The following is a 17,339-nucleotide window of genomic DNA, read 5'->3' on the forward strand; positions in this document are numbered from 1 at the left end:
GAGGGTGATGCAAAAGGTTTGGAATGAAGGCTACGCATGAACAAAGTTTTTGTATTACCCTTACGCAATAGTAGACATTTCCATTGAGAAGTGGAATCCACTCTCTGCTGAAGTCAGACCAGCTAACACTAAATTTCACGATGAAACCCTAAGTAGCTAGAAGGATAGAAGTTTTCATATTCTTTATCAACAAATATTTTTTTATTTTTACGGTTTTTTTCTAACACATCATCACCAAATTTCGATAGTTTCATATTCTCATCAATTAGACCAAACTTTATTAATGTATTGATAGCTTCACCAGATTTATCTTTAATCGGTAATAAGACTTCTTCGATTTTATTTCTGGTATATTTACTGGATGATAATGCGAGAATTAAATTATAAACCTTTGTATTTTCATCCGCTTTTTCACAAAACTTTAAAGCCAACTGATATTGTCCAGCCGACCATAGCAACTCAGGGTATGTCAGATAGGAAATACTATTTTCAAACAGTGGATAAAGTTTTGTATCCACTGAGCGTTCACTAAATAGAGAATCCCAGCCCTCATCTGAAATACAATTTGCTTGTTTTCTTGACTTTCCATTTGCCCATAAAATAGCTGGTGAATTATTTGGACAGCCATATTGAAATATAATAGGTGAACAATTGTCTCCGTATCCTAATGCAGCATCATTTTTATTGGTTCTTACACCATATTTTATTAGTAGCTCTTTTATTTTTTTATTACGTAATAACGGTGAAGATTCGATTAAGTTCTGACTTTTCACTCTAGATCTATCAATAGCGCTAATATTTTTAATTATTTTTTCTAATCCAGTTTTATGAATAGTGTGAGAAACTATCCATATTCTACAATAGCCCCCAGAAACCCAACTTTTAACTGTCCTTGAGACATCTTTCCTCCAGAAATCAATAAACCTTTTTCCAGAGCCGATAAAGTCATCAACATAAATTATATGACGCACTTTTTTTTGCGACATAGATGCTATTCGAGGAGAAAGCTCAACCCGTTTCCCTAATTTTCTTTCTAAGTTTTTCAGTGCATGACCAATACGACCTGAGCTATCATTCTCTGATTTTCGCTCCTTATCTTTGTTGAATTTATTTTGTAAATTTTTTGAAACTGTAAAAATTGCTACACATGAATTATTGGTTTTTTGAACACTTTTAACTATGTCTTCAACCTGATTTTGTATGCATTTTTCAAAATCAGAAAAGCTTACATAATTGAGCGATTGTAATAATAATTCTGCAGTATATTTATCAACAAGATCGAACTGCTTTAGCCATTTATTTACCAATGGGATTTCTTTTATGTCGAACGCCATGCGTAATTCCCTATTCCTCAGTGATGGTACGCCTTATTAAGGGCAAAACATAGTTGACTGAAATGTTGAATTAAACTAAAAAGGCCAACTACTTATTCTCTCTCTTCAACGACTTTTAGGTATAAACCAATCAGCTTTATGCCAGTCACCTACAACTTCATGGCAAGTGGGATGAACATGTGTAGATTTGACATTTTTAGTTTTAACTTTTTTTAATAATACTTCCCTAGCATCGGCTAAGTCTTGTAATTTTTTATTACTTTTTTTTATTTCCGAAGTTGTACGAGATAAGTCGAATCGAATAATAGATATATTGGTATTTTGTTGGCTAATAAGCTTGGCGATTTCTCTTAAGCATTCTTCTCCATCAACATTTTGGTCTTCAACCTTCGACTTATCAAAGGCAAAGTGAAATATTTTCAATATATGATTATCAACGTCTAGTATACTTGTTAAAGTAAACTCAAAAGTACAAACTTCTTTACCATTCACTACACCAGTACATTGGGCAAGAGATTGGATTTGATAATTATTACCAAATTGGTCATAAAAAGTAATGCCTTCGTATTCGTATGTATCTTTTTTTCTTTTAAAGAACCACATAACTAAATTAACCCTTGAAAAATAACTGTTCATAACAGCATGAAAAAACCAATAATAACAATCAGTTATGACGACGTAACATCTCGTAATATTAATGTATTAAATACCACCAAAACTCAATGTTTTGTAATCAGTGAATAGTACCAATAATACACTTAACCATGCATACGTATATAACTTTATTTTTCAAATACTTAACAGTATACATTACTATTTATAGGGTGTTAATAAGACATATCCTTAAATTGAAATGGTTTCATCATTAAAATATATTCCAATTATTTCGAGGTTATCCTCCTCAATTCTAGAAAAGACTGTACGGCTGAATACAGTCTTTTCTGGAAATGAACAATTCATTTATGAATAGACTAATTTGTCATTTACCCATCATCTTCATAATCTTAGCCTCAATTAGTGCTTCGATTTCTGCCCCTTGCTCTTTTCGAGGTTGATTCAATTTTTTAATCAACTCAGCTTGTCGATAATCAGGTACATCACCATAACTATACAAAGTGGTTAATACGCCAGCATGACCAAGATTTTGACTCCATGCTTTAAACTCTTCAGGGCTTTGGCATAATTTCTCCCCTATCCTAACTAAAGTATCTCTAAAGCTATGAGGGTTAAAGTATTGAAGCCCTGCGGCTTTAAATGAACGTTTGAATATATCGCGTATTGGATTAGCTGTAGACCAATGTTCTTTTAATACACCACAGGCACTAAACTTCTTGTCTTTGGTATTAGCTACTTTCGTTTTGGGGAATAGCGGATCGTCATGGCTAAATAATAACTCCTTTTTTAAGTGCTCTACCCATTCAGTTAATATTTGAACAGGTAATTCACCCACTGGAAAAAAGTAAGTGGTAAAGGTTTTACTAAACTTGGTTTTTACCTCCCTAGCATCTTGAAATACTGAACCAATAGTTAAGTCCACATGCTTAATTTTAAATGATGCTATCGCGCTATCTCTTGCACCAGTCAATATAGTAAATGCCATTAACGCCCTATTCCGTTTTTCAATATCCGTATTGCTAGCCATACCATTTAGCACGTGAGTTATTTGCTCTAATGTTGCTACAGGCTTTTTACGTTTAGCGCCAGCAATACGCGTATCTTTTTCTGACAAATTAAAATAATCAGCATCGGTATAATTAAAACGAGATTTATACCCAGTTTGTTGCGCCAGCCATTGAAAGAAAACCTTTAAGTGGTTACATGTTCCGTTGATTGTCGACTTACTTAAGTTTCCTCCTGTTTTTAGGCTTTTTTGAGTAAGGAGTGTATTTTTAAAACCTACCGCTTGGTTAAAATGAAAAGCCTTAAAATCTTTATATCTGTTGTACTCTTCAAATCGGTTTATAGCTTTAGCAATACAATCTAATGACGCTTCACTATGACGCATTGCCTCTTTCTTAAAAGTAAGATATTTACGTTTAATTCTTTCGTTATTAATATTATGTTTGTTCATGGTGACACCTCTACTATTAAAAGCACTGTTTAGGGGGAGCTTAAACAACTAACTTAATCGTTTTTGTTGCAACGGTAATATCACGGCGAAATGTCGTTGTAATACAGCTAAATCAGCTAAGCGAAAGTATCTATTCATAGTTGAATCACACACATTACAACTGCCTTTTAATCGTCCATAAGTTGATGATTCAGATTCAAATACTATCGAGTCTTGTAAAGGCTCCCTTGGCGCTCGACACTTCAGGCAATATATTTCACCTAGTTCACACGGTCGTTTATTAATACCTCTGAGATCCTTTAAAAACTGCCTTAAATCACCTCCTAATATCAAATAAGGCCGTTTGTTATCTATTTTTATTAACCCCTTTCTAAGCCAAGCTTTGACCGTACTTTTATGAACTTCATACAATAGAGCTATTTCACTAATCGTATAATTTCTATTTATTTTGCACTTATTCGGGTTGTATCGTTTAGCCATACATTACCCCTTACCTTGATTAGACTTTGCTAACAATATTTTTTCTTCAATCCATTGTTCTATATCACTTTCAAGCCATGCTATAGCCCTATCACCTAAAGAAATGGATTGTGGGAATACTTTATTTTTCATGCGTAAGTAGATACTACTGCGCGATAGACCAGTTAGTTCAATAACACTTGGTAGACGTAACATTTTATGAGCCATGATGGATTCTCTTAGTCGTGTAATAAATTCAACTAGAGATTAAGTGGGCGTTTTGGGCGATAAAAGGTATTAACTTTAAGGGGTAGTGTTCTATTTTAGTGGGGGATATCGATGGTGATATAATATGGGGCTTAAGGAAGTTGCGTTTAAATCATTTAAAATTAGTGGCTTAGGCTTGATATTTCGGGCGAAAAAATTCCGCCCAACTTTATCTAAATATCTATGCTTTTTCGTATGGTTTCGGCATTTCTTCCCTGTGCTATCGGCAATTTAGCTATCTGTTTAGATATCCAAGTTTTGTTATATTGTGGAAATTTCTTTTTAAGCTTTATCGCTGCATCTTGCCAATCTTGATGCATAGCTTGAGTCTTGGATCTTTGTTTCTCTCGTTGATTTACACTAGGTAAATAACCTTTTACGTGGGCAGGTTGTTTAAGATTTAAGGCATAGCTTACTCTATCCATATCTAATGTCAGCGAATCACCATCAAAATACAATATTTCCTCAAGTGGCAAAATAATTTGATTGATTTCAAGTGCTAAGGGGTTATGAATTAACGTCACCCATTTACGTCCAGCTTCTTTTGCTAACATGCCTAAACGTGTTTGTTCTGTGTTTACAGAAAAAGTAATCTCATTATCAATATTAAGTAAACGCGCAATAATCTTTAACAGTTGCTTAGTACTACATTGCCATTGTTGAAGTTGCTCTGGAGGAATAGTCATACGCCCTACTTGTTCATGCATATAGTCATCCACACAAACAGCATAATAACGTATTTTATTGTTGGGATAATCATGTCGTGTTACATCAACTGTGCAATATTTTTCACACGTTTGGCATCGAATATTTGTCGCTTTATATGTAGCTTTCATTACGTGGTTTTTAAGTAGTAATTCAAAAGCTTTAGGTTGCCATAATTGTATAGCAGCCCAGTTTAATACAAGCTTTTTATGTTTTGATAAGTGATTAAATAACAATAATAAAACTTGGTCTATAGCCATGGCAAACTCAAGTTAGTTGATTGTGGTTCAATACCTGATGCTTTAAGAACGTTACGTATCAATAAATCTTCACCAAACATAGATAAATTGCATTTATCAGGTGCTGTTATTGAAAATTGCTTAAACCGTAATTCTTTCCCTTTGGAAGGTTTAAGTACTGCCTTTAAAACAACTTGGCTAATATAGACACCTTCAAGATTTAATTTAGCCAAACGCTCATGAACAGCATTAATATTTTTATCAGGGCAGCTTGTTACCGTTATTTTTTCTTTAGGGTTTAACCTAACGGTAGCTGTTGCTTGCAGTATTTTTATCGAATAAATATCAGAGTCTTCTGCAATAACAAAATTAAAATCCTTTTCAACTAAAAACTCAAGATCGTATACCTTATTTTCAACCATGGGGGTAAAGGTAGTGAGTTGTTGTTTAAGAATATGCAATGCAAACAATTGTTGAAGTTTTAGAATGTTTTTGGCGTTCTTTCTAGCATAAATAGACAGAGTATCTTTCTCTTGGCAATATACAAAAATAATCTCGAAAGCCATTGTATGCGGAAGATCTTGTAACGTATCTTTTATCCATTCGACCTCTGACTTAGCAAAGTCTTCGGGAAATGCATAAAAAAAGTCCATTTTACCACGGTTATAGTGTTCTATCTTACAACGTTTACCCCGCCCTTCTTTATCAAAAAAATACTCACCTATGGCTTTAGATAATAATTTTATATCAATATCAGTAAACGTTTTTTGAAATTTAGGTAGGTTATTAATTGTTCGCCATGAAGATGCTGTAAGCCTTTTGGCTTGAAAAATTAATGACGCGGCTTGCCAATACTCAGGGCTGTCTAAATACGCAAACATAGCTTTATCATGAAAGCTATGTAGTCTTATCTTAAACATGTCAATAAAGTTAAAGTTATCCAATAGCGTAGCTTCTTCAAGAAGTGCAATAACGCCTATTTCATTAGCCATAGCATGAACACGTTGAAAGTCAGATTCAATGTTGTGACGTGTTATCTCATCAAGCTTTTTAAAAGCTGTAAATATAGTTTTTCCGTCATTCTCCTCAACAGCGTAAAGGTCTATATCCAAATGGATATTTTTCTTTTCAAAGTAATCAATTAGATATTTATTAGATACTTTTCTAAAAAACTGTATTGGTGAGTACTGACCAGCCATTTAACATCTTCGCCTGTTTTTCATACAACTTTAACAGGTTAGACGTTATAGACCAATATAAGGAATTAAATACATATTGTTAAACCTTATAGCACCGTATAGAACAAATATTAAAATGAATATCCTTAAACAAAGTGCTAGTATATTTCACATTAAATTTCATGTAGTTATATTTAGGTTTCCCGTTTATGTCATTACCAAACTCTTTAATTGAAGCTCTTTCAAGTAAAAATATTTTACCCTTAGTTGGCGCAGGTGTTTCAATGTCAATAACAAATAAAGGTGGAGATCCAGTTTTCCCTAGCTGGGGTGGGTTACTGCAAAGTGCTGCGGATAAATTAAAAACTGAAAATGATGACATTAATTCTGGTTTAATAGAGCTTTTCCTACAAAGTAATAATTATCATGAAGCAGCTAAGTATGCCTATCAAGGGTTAAAGAAAGGGTTGTGGCATGATTTTATAGCCGAGAACTTTGATCCTAACTTAGATGATTTAGACGTAACAAGCTCAGATCTACCAAAAGCTATTTGGGGGTTAAGTAACGAGATAATAACACTAAATTATGACCGAATATTATCATGGGCTTACCCTAAAGAGTCTGCTCAAGTAGCTTTAATAAAAAACACCGATACTGCAAACTTAGCTAATATAATTAACACTAACGAAAAACCTCTTGTTTGGCATTTACATGGTCATATTGATGATACTGCAAACCTTGTTTTAACACCTGATAGTTATTCCAATTTATATTCAATATCAGACAAAGCTAAGGGAGACTATCAAACAGCCATTAAGGTTTTAGAGTCAATTTCAACATCTCGCAGTTTACTATTTATAGGGTGTAGCTTAGATGATGTTGAATTATTGGCTGAAATAGATAAACAAAACAAACTTTTTTCAGGTAATACAAAACCTCACTTCGCCTTAGTAAAAAAATCAAATGAAACAGCGATAAAAGAAAAGCTAAAAGACACTTGTATAAACATAATTACTTTTGAAGATTATGGTATTCCTCTTGTTGATAAAATAAATGAAATGGCATTGCATGTGGGTGTAAATAATACTGAGACTCCACAATCTATAATAGAACCAGCAACAATTATTGAAATACAAACAGAGCTAAAAATTGCATTTTTGTCAGCAAACCCTTTCGGACAAAACGTTGACTACCAGCCTATTTTAAAAGAACTAAAAAAACTCCCATATACTATTAATTGTTTACCTCTCACTGAAAATAACCTGCAAAACTTAGCTAACTACGACTACGTGTTTATTGCTACTAAAATTATAAAAGACCGTTTAGTAATTGAAGATGAAAATGCATGCTTTGATAAGATTGATATTATTGATTTACAAAATAATGCTGACCTTGATAATAAAAAAGGTGTATTTCTTTTTACAGATAGTCTTTTAGAGCAAAGCAAATTTGAAGATATTAAATTACCTATTCTTCTGATACCTTTGATTGAAAATAAAGCATTAACTAAAAGCTTATCAAGTTTTAGTTTCCAAATATTCAAAAAGCATAATTTGAAGCATTATCAAAACGATGCTCTGCTACTTAATATAAACAACTTCTTATTTCCCCTTCCCCCAAATAACAGCCTAAATAAAATAAATAAAAATGAAACGACCTTACCTAAAAGTATCGATAAGTCCGTTGTTAAAAGCTTTATCGGTCGAAATGAAGATTTAGTTTCTTTAAGTAGAGAGATATCGAAGTTAGAATACGATAATGGCTTCATCACAATCAAAGGCAGTGGTGGACTAGGTAAAACAACCATAGCAAAATTATTAGCAATAAAATTAGCCGAAAGAGGAAAATTCAAAGCTGGTATAGAATTTGTTGACTGCGAACATTTATTGAATATCCAACAATTTAAATTTAATATTGCCGCTGTATTTAATTTAGAGCAAGCACAGAATTTAGAAGAGCATTTAGAAGATAATTATGATCATAAACCAAGATTAATTATATTAGATAACTTTGAAACCTTATTACATCTAGAAGATAAAGACAAAATATTAACACTTTTAAGTTTTATGTCTGAATACGCCAGTATTATTGTCACCTCACGGGAATATCTTAAAATTGAAGGTGAAATTCCACATACCTTAAGACAAATGACATTAGATGAAGCCTATGAACTTTTCATTAATAACCTAGGTAAACGAAAAATATCTAAACAAGATAAAGCAATAATACGTGATGAAATCATAGATCGTTTATTAGACAAAAATCCTCTTGCGATAAAAATCATAACCTCCAATATATTACCCTCTAAAGATATAGCTTTACTACGTGATGAATTACAAAATGATTTTTTCAACATATCTGAAGAAGATTTAAGCCTATTCGATAATGCAACTGATATACATATAGATAGAAAGAAATCTCTATATGGCTCAATTTTATATTCATACGACACGTTACATGATAGTGAGAAAAAGGCATTCGAAAAGCTTTCTTTATTTCCTGATGGTATAGATATAGAAAATTTTAAAAAACTAAGTAAAAATTCTAAAAATAAAGACAGTAAGAAAAGCTTAATAAGTGACAAAATAATAATAAAATTAAAAAATAAATCTTTAATCGAAGAAAGCCATGGGAATATTAAATTACAATCGATTATAGGACGCTTTGCAGAAAAAAAACTCAATGAAACAGAAAAACAAATCGATTTTTTTGATTCTGTATTTGATTACAATTACTTTATTATTGATCTTTTAACTGACTTAGAAGTGAAATCTCATGAGAAGCAAACACTCGCTTTAAATTTATTTGAAAAAAATCAAAATAACATATTAAAGACAATATCTTATATAGCAGAATATTCTTTAGAAAATGATGACAAAATAGCTTTTTTAGAGATAGCTTCTTCTTTATTTCAAGGAATAAGTTCATTGACTAATATTATTGAACTTATCGATAAAAATATAAACATATTTTCAGACAATCATTTAACGGCTGCAAAAACAAGATTATCTACTTTGCAATATTTTAATGGTGAATTCAATAATGCTTACCAAGAATTAAGATCCACAGTTCCGTTTAAAGATTTAAATTATTTTATACAAAGAGGTGAAATAGATAGTGTAGATTTTAAAACGGCACGTAATGCTTTAACCTTGTATGGGATGGAAGGTAATCAAGCCAGCATTTACAAAATGCTAAACACGGAGTTCTATTCTGAAACCAAAGCAAATTTTGGTATTGATATAGGAATCTTTGATATTGATATTGATACTTTTCAAAGATATGGTTTTGGATATTATGAATATCAATACTTAACTAACACCTTAGTTATAGATGATTTAACTGTATATTTGACTAAACTTCATAAAAAATCACACCTAGAAAGAATACAAGTATCTTATATTGCAGCAAAAATCATCCCATATCCAAAAGATTATATCAATCAACTAGTCGTGGTTAATCCTTATTCATTAGGTTTAAAATTTCTAATGCTTGCTTTTTGTGAGGAAGATATAGAAAAAGCAAAAGATTTATATAGAAAAGCAATAAAAAACTTAAAGCATATTAAATATTATTATGTTGAAGCTATATATTTTTATGCCAAATTTTTAAAGCTTGTGCAGTTAGAAGATTATAATGAAATATTCACAGACGGACATTCATTAGCTAAAAAACACTGCTATCGTTATTTAGAATATCTTTTTGATGAATTGGCTATACCAACTGGTTTAGAATATACCACTGAAAAGTACCCATTGCCTGACTTTGATTCATTAGAAGAAATTATATAATCGAAACTATCATGAGACTTATAAAGCACATAAAATAGCGTTAATGTGCTTTGCATTATTATTTATAGGTTAAGCCGTCTATTTTGTAAACATTAATAAACACTGAAAAATTATTATAAAAAGGGCTGACTTTTTATTTTAGTAGTACCACAAGTAGTACCAGCAAAAGAACCAAGCAACTTACTTTTTATTTATCAACAACATAAACACTACAGAAGAGTCCCGTAGCGACCAAATAAAACAGATAAGCCGCTTTATTTAAGCGGCTTTTTTGTGTCTAAAAATCAAGGTGTTATTTACTAATCCCCTGTTCTCAAATAGTTAAACAGCTAATAACCTATAACTGAATACTTAAGAAAATTCTCTCAAAGAAACTCTAATTTACTACGGACGTTTTATTTATGAAGTATTAATTGAAAATTATATATTGGTGGGTGTCGCAAGCTTGCTAATTTTAGCAAAAAACTGAATGCGCATTCCTATTGGCCTTCCAAAGAAAAACACCGTAGAAAAGGTCAGGTATTACCACAAATGAGACATTAGCTATTACAGCTAATTGGACAGCTTGGATTAGATTTTGTATTGATAACGCCTTGCTTAGCGGCAGTTTAAAGTGGCACGTTTTTTCGTAAGAATAACAAGTAATACTTAAAACTGTCAGCTGGAGCTAATTGTTAGGCTTTATCTATACCCCATATTCCTGCACCACGTGAGGCAATAAGCAAAAAACTAAAACAAAACATTATTGCCAGCTCTCCACCGTTTGTAATAGGGAAGATGTCTTTTAATCCATGTGCCATCCAGTAAGCAGCCGCCATCGTGCCGCTAGCAATGAATGCTGCTGGGCGCGTGAAAAAACCAACCATAATAAGAATACCGGCGACTAATTCAATTGCACCTGCCGCATATAACATAGGGTTGAGTGGCCAAGGGAATTCTAAAGGGAAGTTGAAAAACTTTTGTGTACCATGCCATAAAAATAAAAATCCAATTACTATCCTGAAAAGTGCATAGATTTGTTCTTGAAAATTGTCTAAAAATTTCATGTAGTTGCTCCAGTCTTATTCATGGGTTTAAATTTATCATTACTGAATTAATGCAGCCTAACAGCTTATGTATGGAGACTTTTCAGTAATACCCACTCCATACTTGTGATTAGTTATAGCTCAATATCCCTAAATTTCAATGAATTAGAACTGTTAGATTAGTCAAACCTCTGTGTTTAACTATTTCTAAGAAGCCTCAGAAATATGATAGGAGTTCAGTAAGCGCACTAAGAAGACAATAGAGACCAGCCAAGCGAGTTTAACCAATGGTAATCAAACCATCACTACCTTGAATATTATCAACCGTGAACTACGGTTGCTTGGTAGCTATTAACTATCAAGGATCGAATAAAATGGACCAACTCCCTCCGACGGCACTTGTCACAATTTGGCTTGATATAATACGCAAAGCTGAACTTAACATTCTAGAATTTTCACGAAAATTTTGTGTATGTTTTGATCTACAGCGGACATGGATGAATAACCACATTACGCTAGCCGTTTCCTGATAGCAGACGTTCCCCGCAGATGAGTACATGGTTTTTTTTGATGTAAATGAGTAGCTCAACTGGCAGACGCAAAAGCCGCCAGTCACGAAGTCGCAGTGCATGACTTCAAAGTGCGCTTGAAGAAGCAAATTGCACCCAAATTTAAACTTCTGCTTTTGACTACAAAACACTCAAAACAAGTAAGCTGTAAAAAGTTAACAGTTGGAACTTAAAAATCATCAGTACCTTCAGTTTACTATCTTGTAAGACTATTCTATAGAAATAACCAACTAGCCTAAGTACTTTCTTTAACCTGAGTTAACTCTTCTGCTGACCAATTAACTTGGTCATGCTCTAAAATAGAGGTTTGCATTTCAAGTTCATTGGCTTGAAGAAGTATTTGTGTCTGTTCAATTACCGCTGTAAATGAATCATCACCGCGACTATCGGTTTTATTATAAAGCCCCACCCAGGCATTTCGGCTCGACTTTTTGGCGGCATACATACAGTGGTCAGCAACATCAACTACTTGATTCCATGTTAACGCTTCGGTATCTTGGGTAGAAAATGGGTAGCAGGCAAAACCAATAGAACAGGTTTTTTTCAGGACTTTGTTTTCTCCCGCACTATCTTCGCTAATAACAAATTCATGACTTTCGACTGTCTTCCTCAATCGCTCTGCAAGTTCAGGGGCATTGCTACGATCGGTAAAACGGGCAATAACCAAAAACTCTTCTCCCCCCCATCGGACTAAATAATCTGTTTCACGAAATACTTGTTCTAGAATCTCTTTAATTTGCACTAATACCGCATCGCCAGCGGTATGGCCGTGAATGTCATTGACCAACTTAAAATGGTCTAAATCGATAAGAAAGAAAATGAGATCTGCTGCTTCTGGCTTATCTTTGTTTTTACTTGCACTACCACTTTGATATTTACGGTGTACTAGCGCAATGTCATTCTCAATATTATGGATTAAAAAACGACGGTTTTTTAGCCCCGTTAATTGATCCGTTAAACTCATTTGTTCTAGCACCGAATTCGCCTCTTGTAATTCTTCGGTCTTGCTCTGTAATTGCTCGGTTCGCTCTAATACCTTATTTTCTAAGTTACGGTTGATGTCGAGTAATTTCAGTTGGGTTTCTACTCGTGCTAATAGCTCAAGCTTAGATACCGGTTTACTCAAGTAGTCATTAGCACCTACTGCAAAGCTGTGTACTAAGTCATTCACTTGGTTTTTTGCGGTGAGAAAAATCACCGGTAAGTCGTTAATACCATGGCTTAATCGTAAAATTTTACAAACTTCATAACCTGATACTTTTGGCATCATAATATCAAGTAGCACTAAATCAAATGGCCCTTGCTCACTAATCGCCTGCAAAGCTTGTTCGCCACCACTCACTTCAACTAACTGGTAATCTTGCATGGAAAGGTGATTATGTAATACCTGACGATTGATTGGTTCGTCATCCACCAATAAAATCTTAAAGCCTTTATTGTTGGTCGTTGAATTTTCTTGTTCTTGCTCTGGTATCGCTTCATCCTCTATCCAATGCAAGCGGGTAATATTGCTATTATCTTTATCTTTGTTAAGTGCTGGTTCATTGGCAATCGGTAAGGTGAAACTAAAGGAAGACCCCTTACCTAAAATGGATTCAACGGCAAGCACACCGCCATGTAATTCAACTAACTTTTTACTTACCGCAAGCCCTAAGCCCGTGCCGCCATATACTCGGCTTCCTACCCCTTCACCTTGCTCAAATGATGCAAAGATACTGGTTAACCTATCTTCGGGGATCCCTATACCTGTATCGGTCACTTTTACTTTGATCCAGCCATTTTCTGTTGTCGCTGAAACGGTAATAAGCCCTTGTTCGGTAAACTTTATCGCATTGCCGACTAAGTTATGTAATGTTTGTTGGATCCTATTTTCATCGGCTTGAGCGGCAGAAAAATCAATCATCACATCATTGACCAGAACTAACTTCTTATCTCCTAAAAGTGGCCGTGATAATGCCAGTACTACTTCGGTAATGGTGTATAAATCAATCGGTTTTGCATGGAGTTCGAGGTGGTGGTTTTTCAGTTTAGAAAAGTCGAGAATATCATTCACCAAATTCGCCAGTCGTTTACCACTGGCCACCACCATGGCAAGATCTTTATTGGCTTTATTGGGCAGTTGCCCAGCAACACCATCCATCAAGGATTCAGCTAAACCAATAATACCGTTTAGCGGGGTGCGTAATTCATGTGAAGTATTAGCCAGAAATTCATCTTTGAGGGTATCAACTTGTTTAAGTTGACGCACAACCGAGCGTTCATAATGGACTTTTTTCCTTTGAGCTCGGACAAAGACTAAAACTAAACTGAACATTACTAATGTGTAGAGGCTATACGCCCACCACGTTTTCCATGGTGGTGGCAGTATAATGAGTTTTAAACTCGTTCCGGTCTTATTCCATACTCCATTAGAATTGCTGGCTTTTACTGTTAAGTTATATTCACCAGCCGGTAGATTAGTATAGGTGGCACGCCTATTTTTATAATCAGTTGTTATCCATTGGTTATCCCATCCGTTCCCTTCCAATTGATACTTATATTGATGGTTTTTGGGGTTCGTAAAATGTAAGGCACTAAACTCAAATGTCACCATGTTTTGTTGGTGGCTTAAAGTCAGTATCTTGGTCAAATGAATCGATTTTTCTAAAATGAAAACATTTTCTGTGAAATTTGATTTACTGTTGTTAATACTAACAGGTACCGATTGGTTCGCTAGTAATAGTTCAGTAAGCACCACCGTGGGTGGCTCCATATCATCAATTATTTTATTGGTAGTGAAACTATGGAAGCCACTATTTCCGCCAAAATACAGCTCGCCACTGCGACTCTTAAAGGAAGTTCCAATAGCAAATTTATTGCTTTGCAGACCATCACCAACATAATAGTTTTTGAAACTTCCTGTTTTAGGATTAAAACGGGATAAACCGCGGTTTGTACTTATCCATAACCGTAGTTCATCATCTTCTTCTATACCGTAAATACTATCATTGGGAAGGCCATTTTTTATGTCAAAGCGCTTGAACTTATCAGATTGTTTGTCCAATAGGTTTAAACCATTATTTGTACCCACCCAAAGATTTCCTTGATGGTCTTCAGTTATGGCCAAGACTACATCATCACTTAAACTATCAAATATATTGGGGTCATAACGGTAATGTTTAAAAGTTTCTGTCTGGGGATTAAACCGATTGAGACCACGGTGAGCTGTACCCACCCAAATATTGCCATTAATATCTTCAGTAATGGCTGTGACATAATCATCACTCAAACTATCAAATATATTAGGGTCATAACGGTAATGTTTAAAAGATTCTGTTTGGGGATTAAACCGATTAAGGCCATCACTAGTACCCACCCAAAGAATGCCTTGATGATCTTCGGTAATGGCTGTGACACTATCATCACTCAAACTATTGAGGTTGTTGGGATCATGCCGGTAATGTTTAAAAGATTCTGTTTGGGGATTAAACCGATTAAGGCCATCACTAGTACCCACCCAAAGATTTCCTTGTTGATCAACAGTGATGGCAGAGACATTATTATCACTTAAACTATTAAGATTATTGGCATCGTAACGGTAAAGCTGAAATGATTTTGTCTTAGGATCAAATCTATTAAGACCGACTCGTGTACCGACCCAAAGGTTTCCCTGTTTGTCTTCAGTAATGGCCTGAACAAAGTCATCGCCCAAGCTACTCGGATTGTTGGTATCATGACTATAATGCTGAAAAATTACCGTTTGGGGGGTAAACCTATTGAGTCCTTTTCCAGTAGCTACCCAAAGGTTGCCTTGACGGTCTGCTGTAATGGCATATATATGGTTATCACTCAAAGTATGAGGGTTATGGTCATCATGACTGTAAAGGTGAAAGATTTTGGTTTTAGGGTTAAACCTATATAGACTGTCTCTTGTACCCATCCATAGAACACCTTGGCGGTCTTCCGTAATGGATGTGATACCAGCATTTTTCGGGTTATAAAGATTGATGGTATCAGGTCTATATAACTGAAAGCTTTCTGTCTGGGGGGTAAACCGATTGAGGCCGCCTCTAGTGCCCAGCCAAAGATTTCCTTGTCTGTCTATTGTAATAGTCGAGACACTATCATGACTCAAACTATTGAGATTATCGGGGTCATGACGATAGTGTTGAAAGGTGTCAGTCTGTGGATTAAATAGATTAAGACCATTTTCGGTGCCCACCCAAAGGTTTCCTTGTCGGTCTTCAGTGATGGCAAAGACATTGTTATCACTCAAACTATTAAGGTTATCGGGGTCATGACGATACTCCTTAAAGGATTCAGTTTGGGGATTAAATCGATTGAGTCCATTTACGGTACCCACCCAAAGATTTCCTTGTCGGTCTTCGGTGATGGCAAAGACATTGTTATCACTCAAACTATTAAGATTATCGGGGTCATGAGAATACTGTTTAAAAGATTCAGTCGTGGGATTAAATCGATTAAGACCGCCGCCAATTGTCCCCAGCCACAAATTACCTTGTCGGTCTTCAGTGATGGCTGTGATATATTTAGCAGATAGTGATATAGGCCCTTGGGAGGTGTTTTTAAAAGATTTAAACGAATAACCATCGTAACGAGCTAGCCCATCTTCGGTACCAATCCATAAAAAACCCCGACTATCTTGTAAAATACTCCTAACTGAATAATGCGGTAAACCGTCTTCGATTGACAAATGGTCAAATCGAATAGAGGGCTCTGCAGCCAAAGTACTGCCTATTGGCAGAACAATTATCAATAGAGCAAGAAAAAGATTGTTTATTATTTTTATAGTTGAGGAGTTCATCAATCGTCCTTAATCGTTATAAACATCGCCTTGGATTAATTATTAATAGCACAGAATGTTCGTCTTCTCTAGGGTACCTGTTAACAGTATCTTCAAGCTAACGATTTTGGTGAAGTAGAACTATGGTCAAATTTTTAGAGAATTAAGCTTAAAGAGCAGAGTGTAAATAGTTTTTCAAATAGTTATGTCCACATATTTTCACGTAGTAAGCCTTATTTTGAGTGATTTCAGCTAACAGATTAAGTCCATTTTGTGGAAAAAGTTAGCGTTAAAAACATAATTCCACTGTCTATAATGAGCTTGCAGCGGTCATAGATATTGTTCACATTCTATAACTGTATTTTGTTTTTTTGATAATGAAATTAGTCTCAAAACTGATTTTGTGAACGTCCGCTATGCCAATATTTTTCAATTCAGCTATCGACTTGCTTAGGTCAACTAACAGGCAATACAGCTGACCTAGATAAACATTCATAATTTCAAAATATTTCTTCCGCTTTGCGCACCAAGAAGTTATTAGCAGTGACCTGTTTTTAGTGGGTCATTTGATTACGAGCTAAGGCTAACTGTTACCACAATATAGTCTTTTACACCTGATTCAGATTAGATTTTGGGCTCTTCTCCGGTTATGTGAGGTTGATTTTTGGATAAAAGATAGAATGCGTTGCTGGAACTGATGTTTGCCTTATTTTTAATTTGAAGTATTCGGTATCCCTTACTCCTCTGGCTCGCCTCCTAATCATCCCAATAGAAACATTTCCTGCCTCAATACGGGCACTGGTCAACTTATATTTGGCATAGTTACAAATGCCTACCTTGTGCATTCTTAGTCCGACTGCAAAATTATGTAAGGCCAATATATTAGTTGATTCTGCTAGACGGCACCAAGCTTCAAGT

11 protein-coding genes are annotated in these 17,339 nt (G+C 34.6%); 1 reads left to right on the forward strand and 10 read right to left on the reverse strand.

Features of this window, described 5'->3' with window-relative positions; genetic code table 11:
* Positions 1 to 128 precede the first annotated feature (128 nt).
* The 7 genes from F580_RS0118030 to F580_RS0118060 form a co-directional block, all read right to left on the reverse strand.
* Complete coding sequence (locus F580_RS0118030; protein ID WP_019029146.1) at positions 129 to 1,334, reverse strand: phosphoribosyltransferase-like protein; 1,206 nt, start codon at positions 1,332 to 1,334, stop codon at positions 129 to 131.
* 105 nt (positions 1,335 to 1,439) lie between these two features.
* On the reverse strand, positions 1,440 to 1,937 hold the full coding sequence (locus tag F580_RS0118035; RefSeq protein WP_019029147.1) for a hypothetical protein: 498 nt from the start codon (positions 1,935 to 1,937) through the stop codon (positions 1,440 to 1,442).
* A 376-nt stretch (positions 1,938 to 2,313) separates the two neighbouring features.
* On the reverse strand, positions 2,314 to 3,405 hold the full coding sequence (locus F580_RS0118040; protein ID WP_019029148.1) for a tyrosine-type recombinase/integrase: 1,092 nt from the start codon (positions 3,403 to 3,405) through the stop codon (positions 2,314 to 2,316).
* A 48-nt stretch (positions 3,406 to 3,453) separates the two neighbouring features.
* Complete coding sequence (locus F580_RS24925; RefSeq protein ID WP_019029149.1) at positions 3,454 to 3,885, reverse strand: helix-turn-helix domain-containing protein; 432 nt, start codon at positions 3,883 to 3,885, stop codon at positions 3,454 to 3,456.
* 3 nt (positions 3,886 to 3,888) lie between these two features.
* Positions 3,889 to 4,092, reverse strand: a complete 204-nt coding sequence (locus F580_RS0118050) for a helix-turn-helix transcriptional regulator (protein ID WP_019029150.1) — start codon at positions 4,090 to 4,092, stop codon at positions 3,889 to 3,891.
* Positions 4,093 to 4,304: 212 nt separating this feature from the next.
* The gene (locus F580_RS0118055) at positions 4,305 to 5,096 is read right to left on the reverse strand and encodes a hypothetical protein (RefSeq protein WP_019029151.1); all 792 of its coding nucleotides are present in this window, start codon (positions 5,094 to 5,096) and stop codon (positions 4,305 to 4,307) included.
* Positions 5,087 to 6,274, reverse strand: coding sequence for a hypothetical protein (locus F580_RS0118060; RefSeq protein ID WP_019029152.1), 1,188 nt, complete (start codon positions 6,272 to 6,274; stop codon positions 5,087 to 5,089). Before F580_RS0118060 ends, F580_RS0118055 begins: the two co-directional genes overlap by 10 nt.
* A gap of 188 nt (positions 6,275 to 6,462) precedes the next feature.
* Here F580_RS0118060 and F580_RS0118065 point away from each other — a divergent pair, with 188 nt between their 5' ends.
* A complete protein-coding gene (locus F580_RS0118065) occupies positions 6,463 to 10,044 on the forward strand; it encodes an SIR2 family protein (RefSeq protein WP_019029153.1) in 3,582 nt (1,193 codons plus the stop codon).
* A 674-nt stretch (positions 10,045 to 10,718) separates the two neighbouring features.
* On the opposite strand, the gene F580_RS0118070 is transcribed toward F580_RS0118065, so the two are convergent.
* The 3 genes from F580_RS0118070 to F580_RS26080 form a co-directional block, all read right to left on the reverse strand.
* On the reverse strand, positions 10,719 to 11,090 hold the full coding sequence (locus F580_RS0118070; RefSeq protein ID WP_019029154.1) for a DoxX family protein: 372 nt from the start codon (positions 11,088 to 11,090) through the stop codon (positions 10,719 to 10,721).
* Between the two features lie 783 nt (positions 11,091 to 11,873).
* Positions 11,874 to 16,364 carry a two-component regulator propeller domain-containing protein gene (locus F580_RS25670; protein WP_019029155.1) on the reverse strand — a complete coding sequence of 1,497 codons (4,491 nt, stop codon included), beginning with the start codon at positions 16,362 to 16,364 and terminating at the stop codon, positions 11,874 to 11,876.
* Between the two features lie 704 nt (positions 16,365 to 17,068).
* Positions 17,069 to 17,339 (reverse strand): transposase (locus F580_RS26080; RefSeq protein ID WP_019026269.1); only part of this gene is annotated, 271 nt, incomplete at its 5' end.

Source organism: Colwellia piezophila ATCC BAA-637 (assembly GCF_000378625.1).
Lineage (GTDB): Bacteria > Pseudomonadota > Gammaproteobacteria > Enterobacterales > Alteromonadaceae > Colwellia > Colwellia piezophila.

Excerpts from the sequence above, each read along its gene's own strand:
- F580_RS0118065 (WP_019029153.1), top strand. The coding sequence starts at position 6,463 with ATGTCATTACCAAACTCTTTAATTGAAGCTCTTTCAAGTAAAAATATT.
- F580_RS0118050 (WP_019029150.1), bottom strand. The coding sequence starts at position 4,092 with ATGGCTCATAAAATGTTACGTCTACCAAGTGTTATTGAACTAACTGGT.
- F580_RS0118055 (WP_019029151.1), bottom strand. The coding sequence starts at position 5,096 with ATGGCTATAGACCAAGTTTTATTATTGTTATTTAATCACTTATCAAAA.
- F580_RS24925 (WP_019029149.1), bottom strand. The coding sequence starts at position 3,885 with ATGGCTAAACGATACAACCCGAATAAGTGCAAAATAAATAGAAATTAT.
- F580_RS0118030 (WP_019029146.1), bottom strand. The coding sequence starts at position 1,334 with ATGGCGTTCGACATAAAAGAAATCCCATTGGTAAATAAATGGCTAAAG.
- F580_RS0118035 (WP_019029147.1), bottom strand. The coding sequence starts at position 1,937 with ATGTGGTTCTTTAAAAGAAAAAAAGATACATACGAATACGAAGGCATT.
- F580_RS0118040 (WP_019029148.1), bottom strand. The coding sequence starts at position 3,405 with ATGAACAAACATAATATTAATAACGAAAGAATTAAACGTAAATATCTT.
- F580_RS0118070 (WP_019029154.1), bottom strand. The coding sequence starts at position 11,090 with ATGAAATTTTTAGACAATTTTCAAGAACAAATCTATGCACTTTTCAGG.
- F580_RS0118060 (WP_019029152.1), bottom strand. The coding sequence starts at position 6,274 with ATGGCTGGTCAGTACTCACCAATACAGTTTTTTAGAAAAGTATCTAAT.